This window comes from Pseudomonas sp. SDO55104_S430, assembly GCF_054070595.1.
Window position 1 is genome coordinate 1 of record NZ_JBSVXG010000135.1, and the last position, 16,087, is coordinate 16,087.

The 16,087-nt window shown below is 61.7% G+C and carries 13 protein-coding genes; 9 read left to right on the plus strand and 4 right to left on the minus strand.

Annotated features, from left to right (window positions below):
- Positions 1-164 precede the first annotated feature (164 nt).
- The 6 genes from ACW9JE_RS20820 to ACW9JE_RS20845 all read left to right on the plus strand — a co-directional run bounded on the left by ACW9JE_RS20820 (position 165) and on the right by ACW9JE_RS20845 (position 7,423).
- Entirely contained in the window at positions 165-773 is a 609-nt protein-coding gene (locus ACW9JE_RS20820; RefSeq protein WP_224535653.1) for a YqiA/YcfP family alpha/beta fold hydrolase, read from the plus strand.
- A gap of 67 nt (positions 774-840) precedes the next feature.
- Positions 841-2,748, plus strand: a complete 1,908-nt coding sequence (gene parE / locus ACW9JE_RS20825) for a DNA topoisomerase IV subunit B (protein WP_224535655.1) — start codon at positions 841-843, stop codon at positions 2,746-2,748.
- Complete coding sequence (locus tag ACW9JE_RS20830) at positions 2,748-3,737, plus strand: esterase-like activity of phytase family protein (protein WP_224535656.1); 990 nt, start codon at positions 2,748-2,750, stop codon at positions 3,735-3,737. The genes parE and ACW9JE_RS20830 overlap by 1 nt, the downstream gene beginning before the upstream one ends.
- Positions 3,734-4,258, plus strand: coding sequence for a retropepsin-like aspartic protease family protein (locus ACW9JE_RS20835; protein ID WP_457433793.1), 525 nt, complete (start codon positions 3,734-3,736; stop codon positions 4,256-4,258). The genes ACW9JE_RS20830 and ACW9JE_RS20835 overlap by 4 nt, the downstream gene beginning before the upstream one ends.
- 7 nt (positions 4,259-4,265) lie before the next feature.
- Positions 4,266-6,530 carry a DNA topoisomerase IV subunit A gene (gene parC / locus ACW9JE_RS20840; protein ID WP_224535661.1) on the plus strand — a complete coding sequence of 755 codons (2,265 nt, stop codon included), beginning with the start codon at positions 4,266-4,268 and terminating at the stop codon, positions 6,528-6,530.
- A gap of 176 nt (positions 6,531-6,706) precedes the next feature.
- The gene (locus tag ACW9JE_RS20845; protein ID WP_224535663.1) at positions 6,707-7,423 is read left to right on the plus strand and encodes a PqiC family protein; all 717 of its coding nucleotides are present in this window, start codon (positions 6,707-6,709) and stop codon (positions 7,421-7,423) included.
- A 319-nt stretch (positions 7,424-7,742) separates the two neighbouring features.
- Here the strand turns inward: ACW9JE_RS20845 and ACW9JE_RS20850 are convergent, their stop codons facing one another.
- Positions 7,743-9,224, minus strand: a complete 1,482-nt coding sequence (locus tag ACW9JE_RS20850; protein ID WP_457433794.1) for an AhpA/YtjB family protein — start codon at positions 9,222-9,224, stop codon at positions 7,743-7,745.
- A gap of 134 nt (positions 9,225-9,358) precedes the next feature.
- Between ACW9JE_RS20850 and serB the strand changes: the two genes are divergently transcribed.
- The gene (gene serB / locus ACW9JE_RS20855; RefSeq protein WP_224535667.1) at positions 9,359-10,573 is read left to right on the plus strand and encodes a phosphoserine phosphatase SerB; all 1,215 of its coding nucleotides are present in this window, start codon (positions 9,359-9,361) and stop codon (positions 10,571-10,573) included.
- 137 nt (positions 10,574-10,710) lie between these two features.
- Here the strand turns inward: serB and asd are convergent, their stop codons facing one another.
- The 3 genes from asd to ACW9JE_RS20870 are packed head-to-tail and all read right to left on the minus strand — an operon-like array spanning position 10,711 to position 13,987.
- Entirely contained in the window at positions 10,711-11,571 is an 861-nt protein-coding gene (asd, locus tag ACW9JE_RS20860) for an archaetidylserine decarboxylase (RefSeq protein WP_457433795.1), read from the minus strand.
- A gap of 17 nt (positions 11,572-11,588) precedes the next feature.
- Positions 11,589-12,404, minus strand: coding sequence for a thiosulfate sulfurtransferase (gene rhdA / locus ACW9JE_RS20865; protein WP_457433796.1), 816 nt, complete (start codon positions 12,402-12,404; stop codon positions 11,589-11,591).
- A 44-nt stretch (positions 12,405-12,448) separates the two neighbouring features.
- Positions 12,449-13,987 carry an HDOD domain-containing protein gene (locus ACW9JE_RS20870; RefSeq protein ID WP_224535674.1) on the minus strand — a complete coding sequence of 513 codons (1,539 nt, stop codon included), beginning with the start codon at positions 13,985-13,987 and terminating at the stop codon, positions 12,449-12,451.
- Positions 13,988-14,153: 166 nt separating this feature from the next.
- Between ACW9JE_RS20870 and motA the strand changes: the two genes are divergently transcribed.
- Together motA and motB are read left to right on the plus strand one after the other, a co-directional pair.
- Positions 14,154-15,005, plus strand: a complete 852-nt coding sequence (gene motA / locus ACW9JE_RS20875) for a flagellar motor stator protein MotA (protein WP_224535676.1) — start codon at positions 14,154-14,156, stop codon at positions 15,003-15,005.
- A 3-nt stretch (positions 15,006-15,008) separates the two neighbouring features.
- Positions 15,009-16,034, plus strand: a complete 1,026-nt coding sequence (gene motB / locus ACW9JE_RS20880; RefSeq protein WP_457433797.1) for a flagellar motor protein MotB — start codon at positions 15,009-15,011, stop codon at positions 16,032-16,034.
- Positions 16,035-16,087: the final 53 nt, after the last annotated feature.

Below are 16,087 nucleotides of genomic sequence, written 5' to 3' on the forward strand. Positions count from 1 at the left end.
ACAGGTTTTTCGTCGTTTACACTATTTGTGTTCACTGAAGATCCTTGTGGGAGCGGGCTTGCCCGCGATGGCGTCCGTCCAGGCGACATAATTCCCACGAATATCCCGATTTGCCCGACACCCTGTAAACTCCGCCATCTTTACCCGACGCACAGGGAGTCCCCATGTCCGGCTCGATCCTCTACATCCACGGTTTCAACAGCGCGCCCGCCTCGAAAAAGGCCACGGTGTTGAGCGAAGTGATGGAGCGCCTGGGCCTGAGCGATCATCTGCGGGTGCCAGCCTTGCATCACCACCCGCGCCAGGCCATTGGCCAGCTGGAGCAGGCGATTGCCGAGCTCGGTCGGCCGCTGCTGGTCGGCAGCTCGCTCGGCGGCTACTATGCGACTCATCTGGCCGAGCGTCATGGCTTGAAAGCCCTGTTGATCAACCCTGCTGTCAGTCCGCACCGGATGTTCGACGGATTTCTGGGAACGCAGAAAAACCTGTATACCGATGAGGCCTGGGAACTGACCCACGACCACGTGACGGCCCTGGCCGAGCTGGAAGTGCCGGCGCCGCAGGATCCCCATCGTTATCAGGTGTGGTTGCAGACCGGGGACGAAACGTTGGACTATCGCCTCGCCCAGCAGTATTACCGGGCCTGCGCCTTGCGCATCCAGGCCGGTGGCGACCATGGTTTCCAGGGTTTTGCCGAACGCCTTCCGGCAATGCTGAGTTTTGCCGGCATTGGCGCGGATCAGTATCAGGCGATCGATTTCGCGGCACTGTGACCCCTGCCACTTTTGGCACTGAATTTTTTTCACTGAACAGCTTTTCACTGAAGGACGACGAGACCCCATGGCCACTCCCAGCGCTAGCTCCTATAACGCCGACGCCATCGAAGTCCTCTCGGGCCTCGACCCGGTGCGCAAGCGCCCCGGCATGTACACCGACACCAGCCGACCGAACCACCTCGCCCAGGAAGTCATCGACAACAGCGTCGACGAAGCGCTGGCCGGGCACGCCAAATCGGTGCAGGTCATCCTGCACGCCGATCACTCGCTGGAAGTCAGTGACGACGGTCGCGGCATGCCGGTGGACATTCACCCCGAAGAAGGCGTGTCGGGCGTCGAACTGATCCTCACCAAGCTCCACGCGGGCGGCAAATTCTCCAACAAGAACTACCAGTTCTCCGGCGGTCTGCACGGGGTGGGTATTTCCGTGGTCAACGCCCTGTCGACCGAAGTGCGGGTGCGGGTCAAACGCGACGGCAACGAATACCAGATGACCTTCGCCGATGGCTTCAAGGCCACCGAGCTTGAAATCGTCGGCAGCGTCGGCAAGCGCAACACCGGGACCAGCGTGTTCTTCTCCCCGGACCCGAAATACTTCGATTCACCGAAATTCTCCATCAGCCGCCTCAAGCACGTACTCAAGGCCAAGGCCGTACTGTGCCCGGGGCTGCTGGTCAGCTTTGAAGACAAGGCCACCGGCGAGAAAGTCGAATGGCATTACGAAGACGGTCTGCGTTCGTATCTGGTGGACGCGGTCAGCGAATTCGAACGCCTGCCGAACGAACCGTTCTGCGGCAGCCTGGCCGGTAACAAGGAAGCGGTGGACTGGGCGCTGCTGTGGCTGCCGGAAGGTGGCGACGCGGTGCAGGAAAGCTACGTCAACCTGATCCCGACCGCCCAGGGCGGTACGCACGTCAACGGCCTGCGCCAGGGTCTGCTCGACGCCATGCGCGAGTTCTGCGAGTTCCGCAACCTGCTGCCGCGTGGCGTGAAGCTGGCGCCGGAAGACGTGTGGGAGCGTATCGCCTTCGTGCTGTCGATGAAGATGCAGGAACCGCAATTCTCCGGCCAGACCAAGGAGCGTCTGTCGTCCCGTGAAGCGGCAGCGTTCGTTTCCGGTGTGGTCAAGGATGCGTTCAGCCTGTGGCTCAACGCCCATCCGGAAACCGGTCTGGCGCTGGCGGAACTGGCGATCAACAACGCCGGTCGTCGCCTGAAGGCCAGCAAGAAAGTGGAGCGCAAGCGCATCACCCAAGGGCCGGCGCTGCCGGGCAAGCTCGCCGACTGCGCCGGGCAGGACCCGATGCGTTCCGAGCTGTTCCTGGTGGAAGGTGATTCCGCAGGTGGTTCCGCCAAGCAAGCGCGGGATAAAGAGTTCCAGGCGATCCTGCCGTTGCGCGGCAAGATCCTCAACACCTGGGAAGTCGATGGCAGCGAAGTACTGGCCAGCCAGGAAGTGCACAACATCGCCGTGGCGATCGGTGTCGATCCGGGTGCAGCGGACATGAGCCAACTGCGCTACGGCAAGATCTGCATCCTCGCCGACGCCGACTCCGACGGCCTGCACATCGCGACTCTTCTATGCGCCCTGTTCGTTCAGCACTTCCGAGCGCTGGTCGAAGCCGGCCATGTCTACGTCGCGATGCCGCCGCTGTACCGCATCGACCTGGGCAAGGAAATCTACTACGCCCTGGACGAAGCCGAGCGCGATGGCATCCTCGACCGTCTGGTTGCCGAGAAGAAGCGCGGCAAACCGCAGGTCACCCGATTCAAAGGTCTGGGTGAAATGAACCCGCCACAGCTGCGTGAAACCACCATGGATCCGAACACTCGACGTCTGGTGCAACTGACCTTGGGCGAAGACTTCGCTGCGACCTCGGAGATGATGGACATGCTGCTGGCGAAAAAGCGCGCCAGTGACCGCAAAAGCTGGCTTGAGTCCAAGGGCAATCTGGCCGAGGTGCTGAGCTGATGCGTCAGGGCTTTGCCCTGGCGTGTGCGTTGCTGCTGACCTCGATCACGGTCTCTGCCGAACCGGCACCCCAACTGCGTCTGTTGTCCGAGCATGCCGTCGAAGGCATGCGCGGCGGCAACCTGTCGGGCCTGGCTCAGTGCGGCAAGGAGCTGTGGGCGGTTTCCGACCGCGACGACGATCAGATCTATCGCCTGCCCACCGGCGACGGTGTCTGGCACGCTGAAACCGTGGGCATCGATGTTCCGCCGGTACCCGATAGCGGTTTGCCCTGGGGGCTGCGCGCTCGCGCCTGGGTCGCATCCTTCGTGCGCGGCGGCGATCTGGATTTCGAAGGCATTACCTGCGACAGCGCCGGCAATCGTTACGTCGTCAGCGAGGCCCACGCCGCCGTGCTGCAGATTCCCCCAACGGGGCCGAGTTCCTGGCTGAAGATTTCGCCGCTGATGGTTCGTGAAGCGCGGGCCAGGGGCCTTTTGTTGAACTTCAATGCAGTGTTTGAAGGTCTGGCAATCAATCCTGAGGGTGACCAGCTGTGGTTGGCCGCCGAGCGCGAGAGCCGCGGATTGTTGCTGATCAAGCGCAAGCAGACGGTCTGGGATTGCGATGGTGGCTGCGTACTGCTGAGCGAAGCCGGAAAGGAGATGCAGCCTTCGCAGTTTCCGGGCGCCAAGCCGATGCCCCGGGATTTCGCCGACCTGTCGCTGTACAACGGCAAGCTGTTTACCCTGGAACGCAATGCGTACGAGATCTGCCGTCGTGACGCGGTGACGGCCAAGGTCGAGCGCTGCTGGTCGTTTGCCGAGGATGCATTGAAGGAAAATCGTCGTTATCCACAGTCCTTCGGGCTGGCGGAAGCCTTGGTCATCGATGAGCAGGGCGCCTGGATCGGCATCGATAACAATAATGATGCCCGCGCCGATGGCGAGAACCGCCCGATCGTCTGGCGTTTCGCCGCACCTGAGGGTGGCTGGAGTGCCAAGCCGTGAGCCGGCAAACCCCGGGGCAGCGTGCCGGTCGGGTGATGCTGGTGCTGGCGTGGTGTGCCGCGCTGTTTCTGGCGACGCGATTTTTTGGCCAGTGGGAAGAGCGCCAGCAGAACCCGAATGTGGTGGTCAGCTCGGAACAGGGCGATGGTTTCATCGAGGTGAAACTGGCCAGTAACGCCCAGGGGCATTTCGTCGCCAGCGGCCATATCAACGGCCAGCCCGTGGATTTCATGCTCGACACCGGGGCGACCGATGTGGCGATTCCGGCAGAGTTGGCCGAGCGCCTGAAGCTGGAACAAGGTTTCGGTGTGACCCTGAGCACGGCCAACGGCCTGAGCCAGGGCTATCGCACCCGTATCGACCGCCTGCAACTGGGCGACATCGTGCTGCGGGACGTCCGCGCACTGGTGGCGCCCGGCCTGCATGGCGACCAGGTGCTGCTCGGCATGAGCGCCCTGAACAAACTTGAATTTACCCAGCGCGGTGGCACCATGCTGCTGCGCCAGACAACGAACCGATGAGGCCCGCATGAGCGACATTCTTGCAGACAGCTTAGATGGCGTAGAACGCCGATCGCTGGCTGACTTCACCGAAAATGCCTACCTCAACTACTCCATGTACGTGATCATGGACCGTGCCTTGCCGCATATCGGCGACGGCCTGAAGCCCGTACAACGGCGCATCGTCTATGCCATGAGCGAGTTGGGTCTGGATGCCGACTCCAAGCACAAGAAATCGGCGCGTACCGTCGGTGACGTGCTCGGCAAGTTCCACCCCCACGGCGATTCGGCTTGCTACGAAGCCATGGTGCTGATGGCCCAGCCGTTCAGCTATCGCTACACGCTGGTGGACGGTCAGGGTAACTGGGGTGCGCCGGACGATCCCAAATCCTTCGCCGCCATGCGTTACACCGAGGCGCGGCTGTCGCGGTATTCCGAAGTATTGCTCAGCGAACTGGGGCAGGGCACCGCCGACTGGGGCCCGAACTTCGACGGCACCCTCGACGAGCCCCTGGTGTTGCCGGCACGTTTGCCGAACATCCTGCTCAACGGCACCACCGGCATCGCCGTAGGCATGGCCACCGACGTTCCGCCGCACAACCTGCGGGAAGTCGCCAGCGCCTGCGTGCGTCTGCTCGATGAGCCCAAGGCCACGGTCGAACAGCTCTGCGAACACATTCAGGGCCCGGATTATCCGACCGAAGCGGAAATCATCACGCCCCGCGCCGAACTGTTGAAAATCTATGAAACCGGTCGTGGTTCGGTGCGCATGCGCGCCGTTTATCACATCGAAGACGGCGATATCGTCGTCACCGCGCTGCCGCATCAGGTATCCGGGGCCAAGGTCCTGGAGCAGATCGCCGCGATGATGCAGGCCAAGCCGTCCAAGGCGCCGCAAGTGGCGGACCTGCGTGACGAGTCGGACCACGAGAACCCGTGCCGCATCGTGATCATCCCGGTCAACAGCCGCGTCGATCATGAAGCGCTGATGCAGCACCTGTTCGCCACCACCGAGCTGGAATCCAGCTACCGGGTCAACGTCAACATCATCGGCCTGGACGGCAAGCCGCAGCTGAAGAACCTGCGCAACTTGCTGGTGGAGTGGCTGGAATTCCGCGTGCAGACCGTGCGTCGCCGCCTGCAATTCCGCCTCGACAAGGTCGAGCGTCGTCTGCACCTGTTGGATGGTTTGCTGATCGCTTACCTCAACCTGGATGAAGTGATCCATATCATCCGTACCGAGGAGCATCCGCGGGCCAAGCTGATCGAGCGCTTCGCCCTGAGCGAAATCCAGGCTGATTACATCCTCGACACCCGCTTGCGTCAGTTGGCGCGACTGGAAGAAATGAAACTGCGTTCCGAGCAGGACGAACTGCTCAAGGAACAAGCCAAGCTGCAAGCCCTGCTGAGCAGCGAAGCCAAGCTGAAGAAGCTGGTGCGCAGCGAGCTGATCAAGGACGCCGAAACCTACGGCGACGACCGTCGGTCGCCAATCGTCGAGCGCGCCGAAGCCAAGGCCCTGACCGAAACCGAGCTGCTGCCGAACGAGAAAATCACCGTCGTGCTGTCGGAAAAAGGCTGGGTACGTTCGGCCAAGGGTCATGAAATCGACGCCACCGGGCTTTCCTACAAGGCCGGCGATGGCTTCAAGACCTCGGCAGCGGGGCGCTCCAACCAGTTCGCGGTGTTTATCGACTCCACCGGTCGCAGCTATTCGGTGGCGGCGCACACCTTGCCATCGGCCCGTGGCCAGGGCGAACCGCTGACCGGTCGTCTGACGCCACCGCCTGGCGCGAGCTTTGAATGCGTGCTGATGCCCGAAGACGATGCGCTGTACGTCATCGCCTCCGACGCCGGCTACGGTTTCGTGGTCAAGGGTGAAGATCTGCAGGCCAAGAACAAGGCGGGCAAGGCGCTGTTGAGCCTGCCGAACAACGCCAAAGTGATCGCCCCGCGTCCGGTGGCCGATCGCGAGCAGAACTGGCTGGCCTCGGTGACCACCGAAGGTCGCCTGCTGATCTTCAAGATCAGTGATCTGCCACAATTAGGTAAGGGCAAAGGCAACAAGATCATCGGGATTTCCGGTGAGCGAGTGGCCAGTCGCGAAGAGTTTGTCACGGACATCGCCGTCATACCGGAAGGCGCCACCTTGGTGCTGCAGGCCGGAAAACGTACCTTGTCGCTGAAAGCGGACGACCTCGAACACTACAAAGGTGAACGTGGGCGTCGTGGCAACAAATTGCCACGTGGCTTCCAGCGAGTGGATGCGCTGCTCGTCGAAAACCTCAATTAAGCGTCCTAGAGCGCCGGATCTACGATTTAACGCGTAGTTCGGCGCTTTGGCGCTGGAGTCGGAGCGCATATTCACGGATGATATGCCCTTTCAAGCGCCGGCGTGGCCGAGCGTTCTTCATATTTATTGAGTATTTTCACTGTGATCGACCTTATGGCGATCACCTGGATGGGACGATGACTGCTCTGCGCCTTCCTTTTATTCTCATGCTCGCCGGGCTTCTAGGCCTGGCGGGTTGCAGCGTGCACCAGCCGGTGTCGCTGTACCAACTGGACACAGGAAGTCCGGTTCAGCCTGCGCAAAGCGCGGGCATGGCAGTTTTGCTGGGGCCGGTGACCGTTGCCGACTATCTGCAACGCGAAACCCTGTTGCAGCGCCAGCCTGACGGCAGCCTGCAGGCTTCGACCGATGGTCGCTGGGCGGGCAGCCTGTCTTCGGACATCGATCAGTTGCTGTTGCGTCAGGTGTCCGGTCGCCTGGACAGCCAACGCGTCGTACTGGCGCCGGCTACCGCGGGCTTCACCCCGGATGTTCAGGTTTTGCTGACCATCACTCGTCTGGATTCGGGCCAGAAGCAACCGGCGATCCTCGATGCCCAGTGGCGCTTGATCGACCGTCGTGGTCAGGTGCGTGACAACCGCATCATTCACCTTCAGGAACAACACGCCGGCACCACGGCCGCCCAGGTTCATGCGCAGGGTGCGTTGTTGCAGAAGCTCGCCGAGCAGTTGTCCGTGGCGCTCAAGCCGCTGGCCAACCAGCCACCGGTAGCCGAAGCCGCACCGCGCAAGGCACCCGCCAAGCCTGTGGCGCCTGCCGCTGAGGCCGAAAAGCAGCCGAAGATCCCGATGGCTGCGCCGATTCGCACCGATATGGAAGTGTTCCGCTTCTAAGGTCGTCGTTGATTCATCGCCAAAGCCCGCCTTGTGTGGGCTTTGTTGTTTCTGCAGGGTTGAGATTTTCGCTGGCTGTTCCGGCCTCTTCGCGGGCAAGCCCGCTCCCACAGTGGACGATGGTGTACCCCGGTTCTGTATACGCCGCGATCCCTGTGGGAGCGGGCTTGCCCGCGAATGGGCCCGCACAGCCAGCAAAGAATTCCCAGATGCGCGAATCCTGTGGGAGCGAGCCTGCTCGCGATAGCTCCACACCAGGCAACAAAAAAGCCCGCAGACGATCACTCATCTGCGGGCTTTTCTACATCAAGGCTGGCGGTTAAGCCCGGCGTTCGTGCATCCGCGCCAGTTGCCGCTCGAGCATCGACGGATAAGGCTCCATCAACCGCTCCACACAGCAAGCCCCCTCAGGACTGGCGATCGGTCGGATGCGGGCGCGCTGGCGAATCAGCGCATCGTCGCTGATCTTGCGCTCAACCAGCAGCAGGTTACGGCTGTGCTGCGACAGGGCCAGGGCGTCCTGGGCCGGGTCGGTCAGCAGCAGGTCGATCTGGCTCAGACCGAACAGCTCGTCACCCAGGGTCAGACCCAGCTGCAATTGCAGGGTGATGCCGCTGTCGGCGACTTCGATCTGCAACTGATGACCCAGCGCCCGCAGCAGTTCACCACAGCAGATCGCGTTGGTCAGGTAGTCGTCGCCGCTGTCCTCGGTATGGAACAGCATCAGCGTGCTGCCATCGTTCAGGGTGTGCAGCTCGCTCTGATAGAGCGACGCCGCCTGATCAAGGCAGTCGCGGTAGCGTTTGAGCAGTTCTTCCAGGCGAGTGCGGGGCAGGCGGCGCAGTTGCTCCTGAGAACCCAGCTGCACGGCCAGCACGGCGCTGTGTTGCGGCAGATTGGATTTGACCGGCGTTTTTACCGGGCTGTCATCTGATTCATCGAGCAGATCGGCGAACGCATCATCGTCATCATCATCGACGGTGCTGACAGCGCGCCGTGGCGCAGCTTTGACTGCGGTCAACGGACGGCCTTCGTCGAAACCCGGTTGCGCATCGTCGTAATCATTGTCGTCGAACTCGGGCTCCGGTTCAGGCTCGGGTTCGGCAGGTTCCGGTGCGAAGTCGGCGTGCAGCTGGCGCGCCAGATCGCCGATCTCGTCCTGACGGTCAATGCCAGGGGTGTGTTCGTCGATACGGCGCAACCACACCCGCAACTGCAACAGAGGCGTGGTGATGTGGCGGCCCAGGCGCAGGCTCAAGGCCAGCGACAATGCCAACAAGATTGCGCTCAGAATGCCCATGCTCTGCAGACTGATGGTCATCGGCTGCTGGAACTGGTCCATGTCCAGGCTGATGCGCAACTGGCCGGCGGTCACGTCCTGGAAGGTGATCTTGCTCTGATAAATGCCTTCGGCCTCGCCCAGCAGGCCGTGCTTGGGACGCTGACCGGCTTCGGCAAGGATGCGATTATCCATGCTGTAGATGGCGGCGTGGGCCACCAGCTTGTTCTTGGTCAGATTATTGAGCAGCACGTTGAGGCTGAGGATGTCGTTGGACACCAACAGTTCGGTAGCGGAGGTCGCGGTCTGCGTGGTCAGGCTTTCACCCAGCGCATCCGCCTGCTCGTGCATGGCCTGCTTGAACTGCAAACCCATCACACCGGCATAGATCACCAGGGCCAGGGCGACCAGGATCACGTTATGGCTGGCAATGCGCAATGCAATCGGTACACGGCGGTGGCGCAGTGCCCGGAAGATCAGCAGGAAGAAGTTATCGGTTTTTACTGGCGTGGGCCGGTTCACTTGAGCTCGGCTCTTAGTCCGTGAAGTTGACGCGCAGTATAGCGAGAGGCCCTAGACCGTCAAAGCGCTCACGGTGCCCGATGGTCACTGAAAGTGGGTAGAATGCGGTTTTTTTCCACTTGCGGGGGTGCGCCTTGCGCGAAATCGTCCTGATAAACATCACCGGATCCGATCGTCCGGGTCTGACTGCGGCCATTACCGGCGTTCTGGCCCAGGGTGGTGTGAACATTCTCGACATCGGTCAGGCGGTGATCCACGACACCCTGTCGTTCGGCATCCTGGTTGAAATTCCCGACACCGAACAGGGCAAGTCTGTCCTCAAAGACATCCTGTTCAAAGGTTATGAACTGGATCAACAGGTACGTTTCACGCCCGTCTCCGAGCAGGATTACCAGCAGTGGGTCGGCAATCAGGGCAAGAAGCGCCACATCGTGACGCTGCTGACCCGCAAGGTGACCGCCGGCCAATTGCAGGCCGTGAGCTCGATCACCGCCAAGTACGGCCTGAACATCGATCACATCGATCGACTGTCCGGGCGCATGCCGCTGGATACCCCGGCCGACCAGGGCAAGGGTTGCATCGAGTTTTCCGTGCGCGGCGAAGCGGCCGATCCGCAGGCACTGCGCGCCGAATTCCTCAGCGTGGCTCAGGAATTGAACGTCGACATCGCCTTCCAGGAAGATTCGCTGTTCCGTCGCAATCGCCGTCTGGCGGTGTTCGACATGGACTCGACCCTGATCGAAGCCGAAGTCATCGACGAGTTGGCCAAGGCCGCCGGCGTGGGCGACAAGGTCTCGGAAATTACCGAGCGGGCCATGGCCGGTGAACTGGATTTCCGTGCCAGCTTCAAGGAGCGTCTGGCTCTGCTCAAGGGGCTGGATGTCGGCGTGCTGGACTCGATCGGCGCTTCGCTGCGTCTGACCGAAGGCGCCGAAACCCTGTTCGCCGAACTCAAGCGCCTGGGCTACAAGACGGCCATTCTGTCAGGCGGCTTCACCTACTTCGCCAAGCAGTTGCAGGCCAAGCTGGGCATCGATTACGTGTTCGCCAACGAGCTGGAAGTGGTGGACGGCAAGGTGACCGGTGTCGCGGTCGAGCCGATTGTCGATGCGCAGCGCAAGGCTGATCTATTGAAGGAACTGGCGGTCAAGGAAGGTTTGCGTCTGGAGCAGACCATTGCGGTCGGTGACGGCGCCAACGATTTGCCGATGCTGGCGATTGCCGGACTGGGCGTCGCGTTCCGCGCCAAGCCGTTGGTTAAACAGTCGGCCAAGCAGGCGATCTCGACCCTGGGGCTGGATGGTGTGCTGTACCTGCTGGGCTTCCGCGATCGCGACGGGCAGCTATAACACCGCACAACATCTAACGCCGCAAAACAACTGTGGGAGCGGGCTTGCTCGCGAATACGGAGTGTCAGACAACACAATGTCGACTGATACACCGCTTTCGCGAGCAAGCCCGCTCCCACATTGGGCTTGCGTCAGACTCAGGCCTTTGGCGAGCCCAGGCCCTGACCCATCTGAACCGGCGATCCCGCCGCCAGTTCTTCAGCCCATTTCACCTGATCCGGCCCGAACAGCACGACAGCGGTCGAACCCAGTTTGAAACGACCCAGCTCCGCACCTTTTTCCAGGTGGATCGGCGCGCGGGCGGCTTCGTCGTAGCGGAAGGTTTTCAGTTCGCGCTTCGGTGGAGTGACCAGGCCAGCCCATACGGTTTCGATCGATGCGACGATCATCGCACCCACCAGCACCACGGCCATCGGCCCGCGCTCGGTGTCGAAAATGCACGCCACACGCTCGTTGCGGGCGAACAGTTCCGGAACGTTTTCGGCCGTGGTCTGGTTCACCGAGAAAATCCGCCCCGGGATGTAGACCATTTCGCGCAAAGTACCGGCCAGCGGCATGTGTACGCGGTGGTAGTCCTTCGGCGACAGGTAGATAGTCGCAAAATCACCACCCATGAACGGCGCGGCGTTGGCAGCATCGCCACCGAGCAACTCCAGCACGCTGAAGCTGTGGCCCTTGGCCTGGAATACGCGACCGTGTTCGATCGGGCCCAATTGGCTGACTGCACCATCGGCCGGGCTGAGAATCGCGCCCGGGGTTTCGTCCAGTGGACGCGCGCCATCTTTCAGGGCGCGGGTGAAGAAGGCGTTGAAATGCTCATAGGCAGTCAGGTCTTCGACCAGCGCCTGGGACATGTCCACCTGATAGCGCTTGGCGAACCAGGCGGTGAAGGCATTCTTGAACCAGCGCACGCGGCACTCGGCGATGCAGCCGGCCAGTCGCGAGAGCAAGTGGTGGGGCAGCAGGTACTGGCTGATGATAAACAGACGCTTGTTCATTAATTGTCCTTAAGACCTTAAATCTCTACAGGGGTGTCGGGATGATTGCCCCATTCGCCCCAGGAGCCGGCGTAGCCCTTGACCCGCGGATAACCGAGGGACTTGGCCACCAGATAAGTGAAGCCAGAACGATGATGGGTCTGGCAGTGGGTGATGACTTCTTTGTCTTTGCTGATCCCCAGTTGTTCCAGGATCTGCGGCATGTCGGTACGGATGCGCAGGTTGCGCGCCTGATCCATGCCGGCGGTCCATTCGAAGTTGACCGCGCCCGGGATGTGTCCGCCCTTGGCGGCCAGGACTTTCTCGCCGGAGAACTCCAGCGGCCCGCGCGCATCCCAGATCGCCAGGTCGGCGGCGCCGAGACGGCTTTGCAGGTATTCGCGGGTGGCGGTGGGTTCGTTGTGCAGGGTCAACGGCACCGGGCCGCCAACCGGCGCCGGGACCTGGATCGACATCGGCAAGCCTTCGGCCAGCCAGGCCGGCAGGCCACCGTCGATATAGTGGTATTTGTGGTGACCGATCACATCCAGCAACCAGATGAAACGCCCGGCCCAGCCGCCGCCTTCGTCGTCATACACCACGTAGACTGCGTCGGGATTGTGGCCCAGTTCGCCGAACAGCGCTTCGAGCGCCGCTTGCGGCGGCATCAGCCCCGGCGCAGGCGCCTGGCCGAGCTGGGTGCGTTTCGGGTCGACAAAACGCGCGCCAGGAATGTGCCCTTCGGTGTAGCGGGCGCTGCTGGTCAGGTCGACCAGAATCAACTCGCGGGCCTCGAGGCGAGGGAGCAAGTCGCTCGGCTCGATGACCAGCGGCAAGCCAGAGAAGTCAGACATGTGAGGTCTCCAGGGCACAAAAAAACGGGGATTGTAACGCAGGCTTATTTGCCGCGCTGACTAAAGCTGTGCAGTGCCTTCTCGATGCACTGCGCGGTTTTGCCAAAGGCTTGTACGGTGATCTCGGAAAACGGCCCGCCACCCTGATCGGCGACGACGATCATGATCACCCGGCCATTGTTGACCAGTGATCGAATCAGCAAATGTTCACCGCCGAACTGCGCCCGCAGGCTGTTGGGCAGGCGAGCGGAAAATTGCGCGTTGTTGTCCGGTGTGATCCGCACCTGCGCCTGTTGCGCCAGCAAACGTTGCAGCACGTTGCTCTGGCTGACCACGAAATTCAGGCCGGCAGCTTCTTTTGGCAGTCCGGCCGTCTGGTGGACCCGCAGGTTGGCGTGGGTGCGGTCGGCCATCAGGATCATCACCCGGCGCATGCCGCAGGCAATCAAGGCATCGCGGGCCGAGGTGGTCAGGTGCATGGCATTGGTGAAGCGGCTCGGCTCGACCAGCAGTTCGGCGCATTGGCTGCGCCACTTGGCCAGGTCTTCGGCGGTAGGCGCCGGGGCCGGCAGCAGGCCGGCATGCACACGGTTCGTGCCCCACGGCCAGAGCAGCGCAACGGCGGGGTGCCACAGGTCGGGCATGGCGTGGTGACGCGCACTGTTGGCCGCCTGTTGGTGCAACTGCTGTTGCACCTCGTCCATCGAAATTTGCAGATAAAGGCTGGTCAGGTACTGCCAGCGCTGGCTGTGCGGGCTGTCCCAGGCCTGTTGCGCCGAGAGCGCCAGACCGTTGGCCAGCAGCACCGTGTTGGCCGGCTGATTGAGCCAGGTGCGCAGGGTCGGGTCGTCGTCGAGACGATTCTGCTGGCGCAGCGGGTGTTCGCTGTCGCGGGCGATGCGCAGCACTTTCACCAGTTCCCGCTGCTCGCTCAGCAGCAGCTTGTAACCCTGCTGGACCCAGATCGGCAGGCGCCAGAGGTCCACCATCGCCAGGCCGATTTTCAGCAGACGCACGCCAAACAATTGCTTCTCGACTTTGCGTGCCGACTCGCCCTTATGGATGACCCGCAGCTCCCACTCTTCGAGCAACTGTGGATGGGTCAGCGCCAGTGGCCACAATGGCGAAAGAAACAGCAGGCTGCCCCAGTGGATGTCCTGCCACAGCCGCGCCAGGCGACTGGCGAAAAAGCCGTTGGCCTGCTGCGTGGCGTGCTGGCTGATCATCTGCAGTTGGCGCAGGGCCTTGGGGATTTCGTGCTGGGGGATGGCGGGCAGGCGCTCGAGCAGCTCCTCGGTGCGCTTGAGACCAAGGCGACTGATCGCGACTTCGAGGTTTTCCGCAGGCTCGCTCAAGCTGCCGTGGTTGTGCCGGTTGGCTTCGCGAAAAATGCTCAGTGCCAGGGCAGGACTGTCCTGCATCAGTTCGGCAATGTTGCGCAACGAGCTGCGACTGTCGCGGATCGCCCGGCAGACACGGTCGTGACTGGCCTGGGGAATCGGTAGTCGCACGCCATCCAGAAGCTTGACCCAGCCTTCGAGGGTTGTCGGTTTTTGAGTCGCAGCGTTGGTTTCGTTAGCCATGTCTGGAGGCGATCATCGTCAGCATTCCCGGGGCCCGGAGTGGGTCAAATTGGCTTTTCGCCTGAACTGCCTTTAGTCTGGCGCAGTTTTGCCGATAAGTAGAAGAAGAGATTTATTAACTTCCGAATATGACCTTGAACCCGACTCAGTAAGTGCTCCCCAACCTATGGCTAAAATAATCGGCATCATCGTCGTATTCGCGAGCGTGCTCGGCGGATACGTGCTCTCCCACGGTAAAATCGCCGCCCTGATCCAACCCTTCGAGGTCATGATCATCGGTGGTGCGGCCCTCGGCGCGTTCCTGCAGGCCAACCCTGGTTATATGACCATGCACGTGCTCAAGAAGTCCCTGAGCATGTTCGGTTCGCGTTTCAGTCACGCCTTCTATCTTGAAGTGCTGGGCCTGATCTACGAGATCCTCAACAAGAGTCGTCGCGAAGGCATGATGGCCATCGAGGGCGATATCGAAGACGCCGCCGCGAGCCCGATCTTCGCCAAGTACCCTTCGGTCCTGAAAGACGAGCGCATGACTGCTTTCGTCTGCGATTACCTGCGCATCATGTCCTCCGGCAACATGGCGCCCCATGAGCTCGAAGGCCTGTTCGACATGGAGCTCTACAGCCTCAAGGAAGATCTCGAGCACCCGTCTCACGCGGTGAACGGTATCGCTGACGGTATGCCCGGCTTCGGTATCGTCGCGGCAGTATTGGGTATCGTGGTGACCATGGCCTCCCTGGGCGAGGGCGACCAGGCGTCCATCGGCCTGCACGTAGGTGCGGCGCTGGTAGGTACCTTCTTCGGTATTCTCGCCGCTTACGGCTTCTTCGGTCCGCTGGCCCACTCCCTGGCCCACGACGCCAAGGAAGAACTGAACGTCTACGAAGCCATCAAGGCTTCGCTGGTAGCCTCGGCTTCGGGCATGCCGCCATCGCTGGCCGTGGAGTTCGGGCGCAAGGTTCTGTACCCGGCGCACCGTCCTAGCTTCGCGGAGCTGGAACAAGCGGTTCGCGGTCGCTAAGTCATGGAAAATAACCAGCCGATTATCGTCAAGCGCGTCAAGCGCATCGCCGGCGGGCATCACGGGGGCGCCTGGAAAATCGCCTTCGCCGACTTCGCCACGGCGATGATGGCGTTCTTCCTGGTGTTGTGGCTGCTGTCCACCGCAACGCCGGAGCAGAAGATCGCCATCGCCGGTTACTTCAAAGACCCGATCGGCTTCTCCGAAAGCGGTACGCCCTACATCATCGATCTGGGCGGTACGCCGACCCTGGCGCCGGAAAACACCCTTAACCCCGAGGTGAAGTCCCAACCGCAGCCGGACAAGGTCACGGTCGACGCCGAGCAGGTCGAAGGCATGGCCGAGATGGTAGAGAAGGAGCGTCTCGAACTGTTGCTGCAGGAATTGCAGAACAAGGTCGAAGAGAACCCGCAGCTGCAGAAGTTCAAAGACCAGATCATGTTCGAGATCACCCCGGACGGTTTGCGCATCCAGATCGTGGACGCCGAGAACCGGCCGATGTTCGACTCGGGCTCTGCACGTCTGAAGCCGTATTTCGAAGACATCCTGCTGGCCATGGCTGACACCATCAAGGCAGTGCCGAACAAGATCAGCATCAGCGGCCACACCGATGCCAAGCCGTATATTGGCACTGGTGATTTCGGCAACTGGGAGCTGTCGGCCAACCGTGCCAACGCCGCTCGGCGTGCGCTGGTGGCGGGCAGTTATCCGGATCAGCAAGTGGCGCGGGTCGTGGGTTATGCATCGTCAGCGCTGTTTGATCGCGAGCATCCCTTCAACCCGGTCAACCGTCGTATCGACATCATCGTGCTGACCAAGAAGGCCCAGCGGGCCATCGAAGGTTCGCAAGGCGCGGAACCGGCTCCGGAGACTCCACCAGCAGCGCCGGGCGCGGCACCGGCCACGCCGCCAGCTGATCCGAACGCGTTGCCGGCGGACAAGGAGCCGTTGCCGGCCCATGAGCTGCGCGAGCGGTTGAACCTGTTTGACAACCCGCCGCCGAAGCCGGGCGAGGCGCCCAAGCAGTGATGGTTCTGACGCCATCGCGAGCAGGCTCGCTCCCACAGGGAAATGCATTCCAA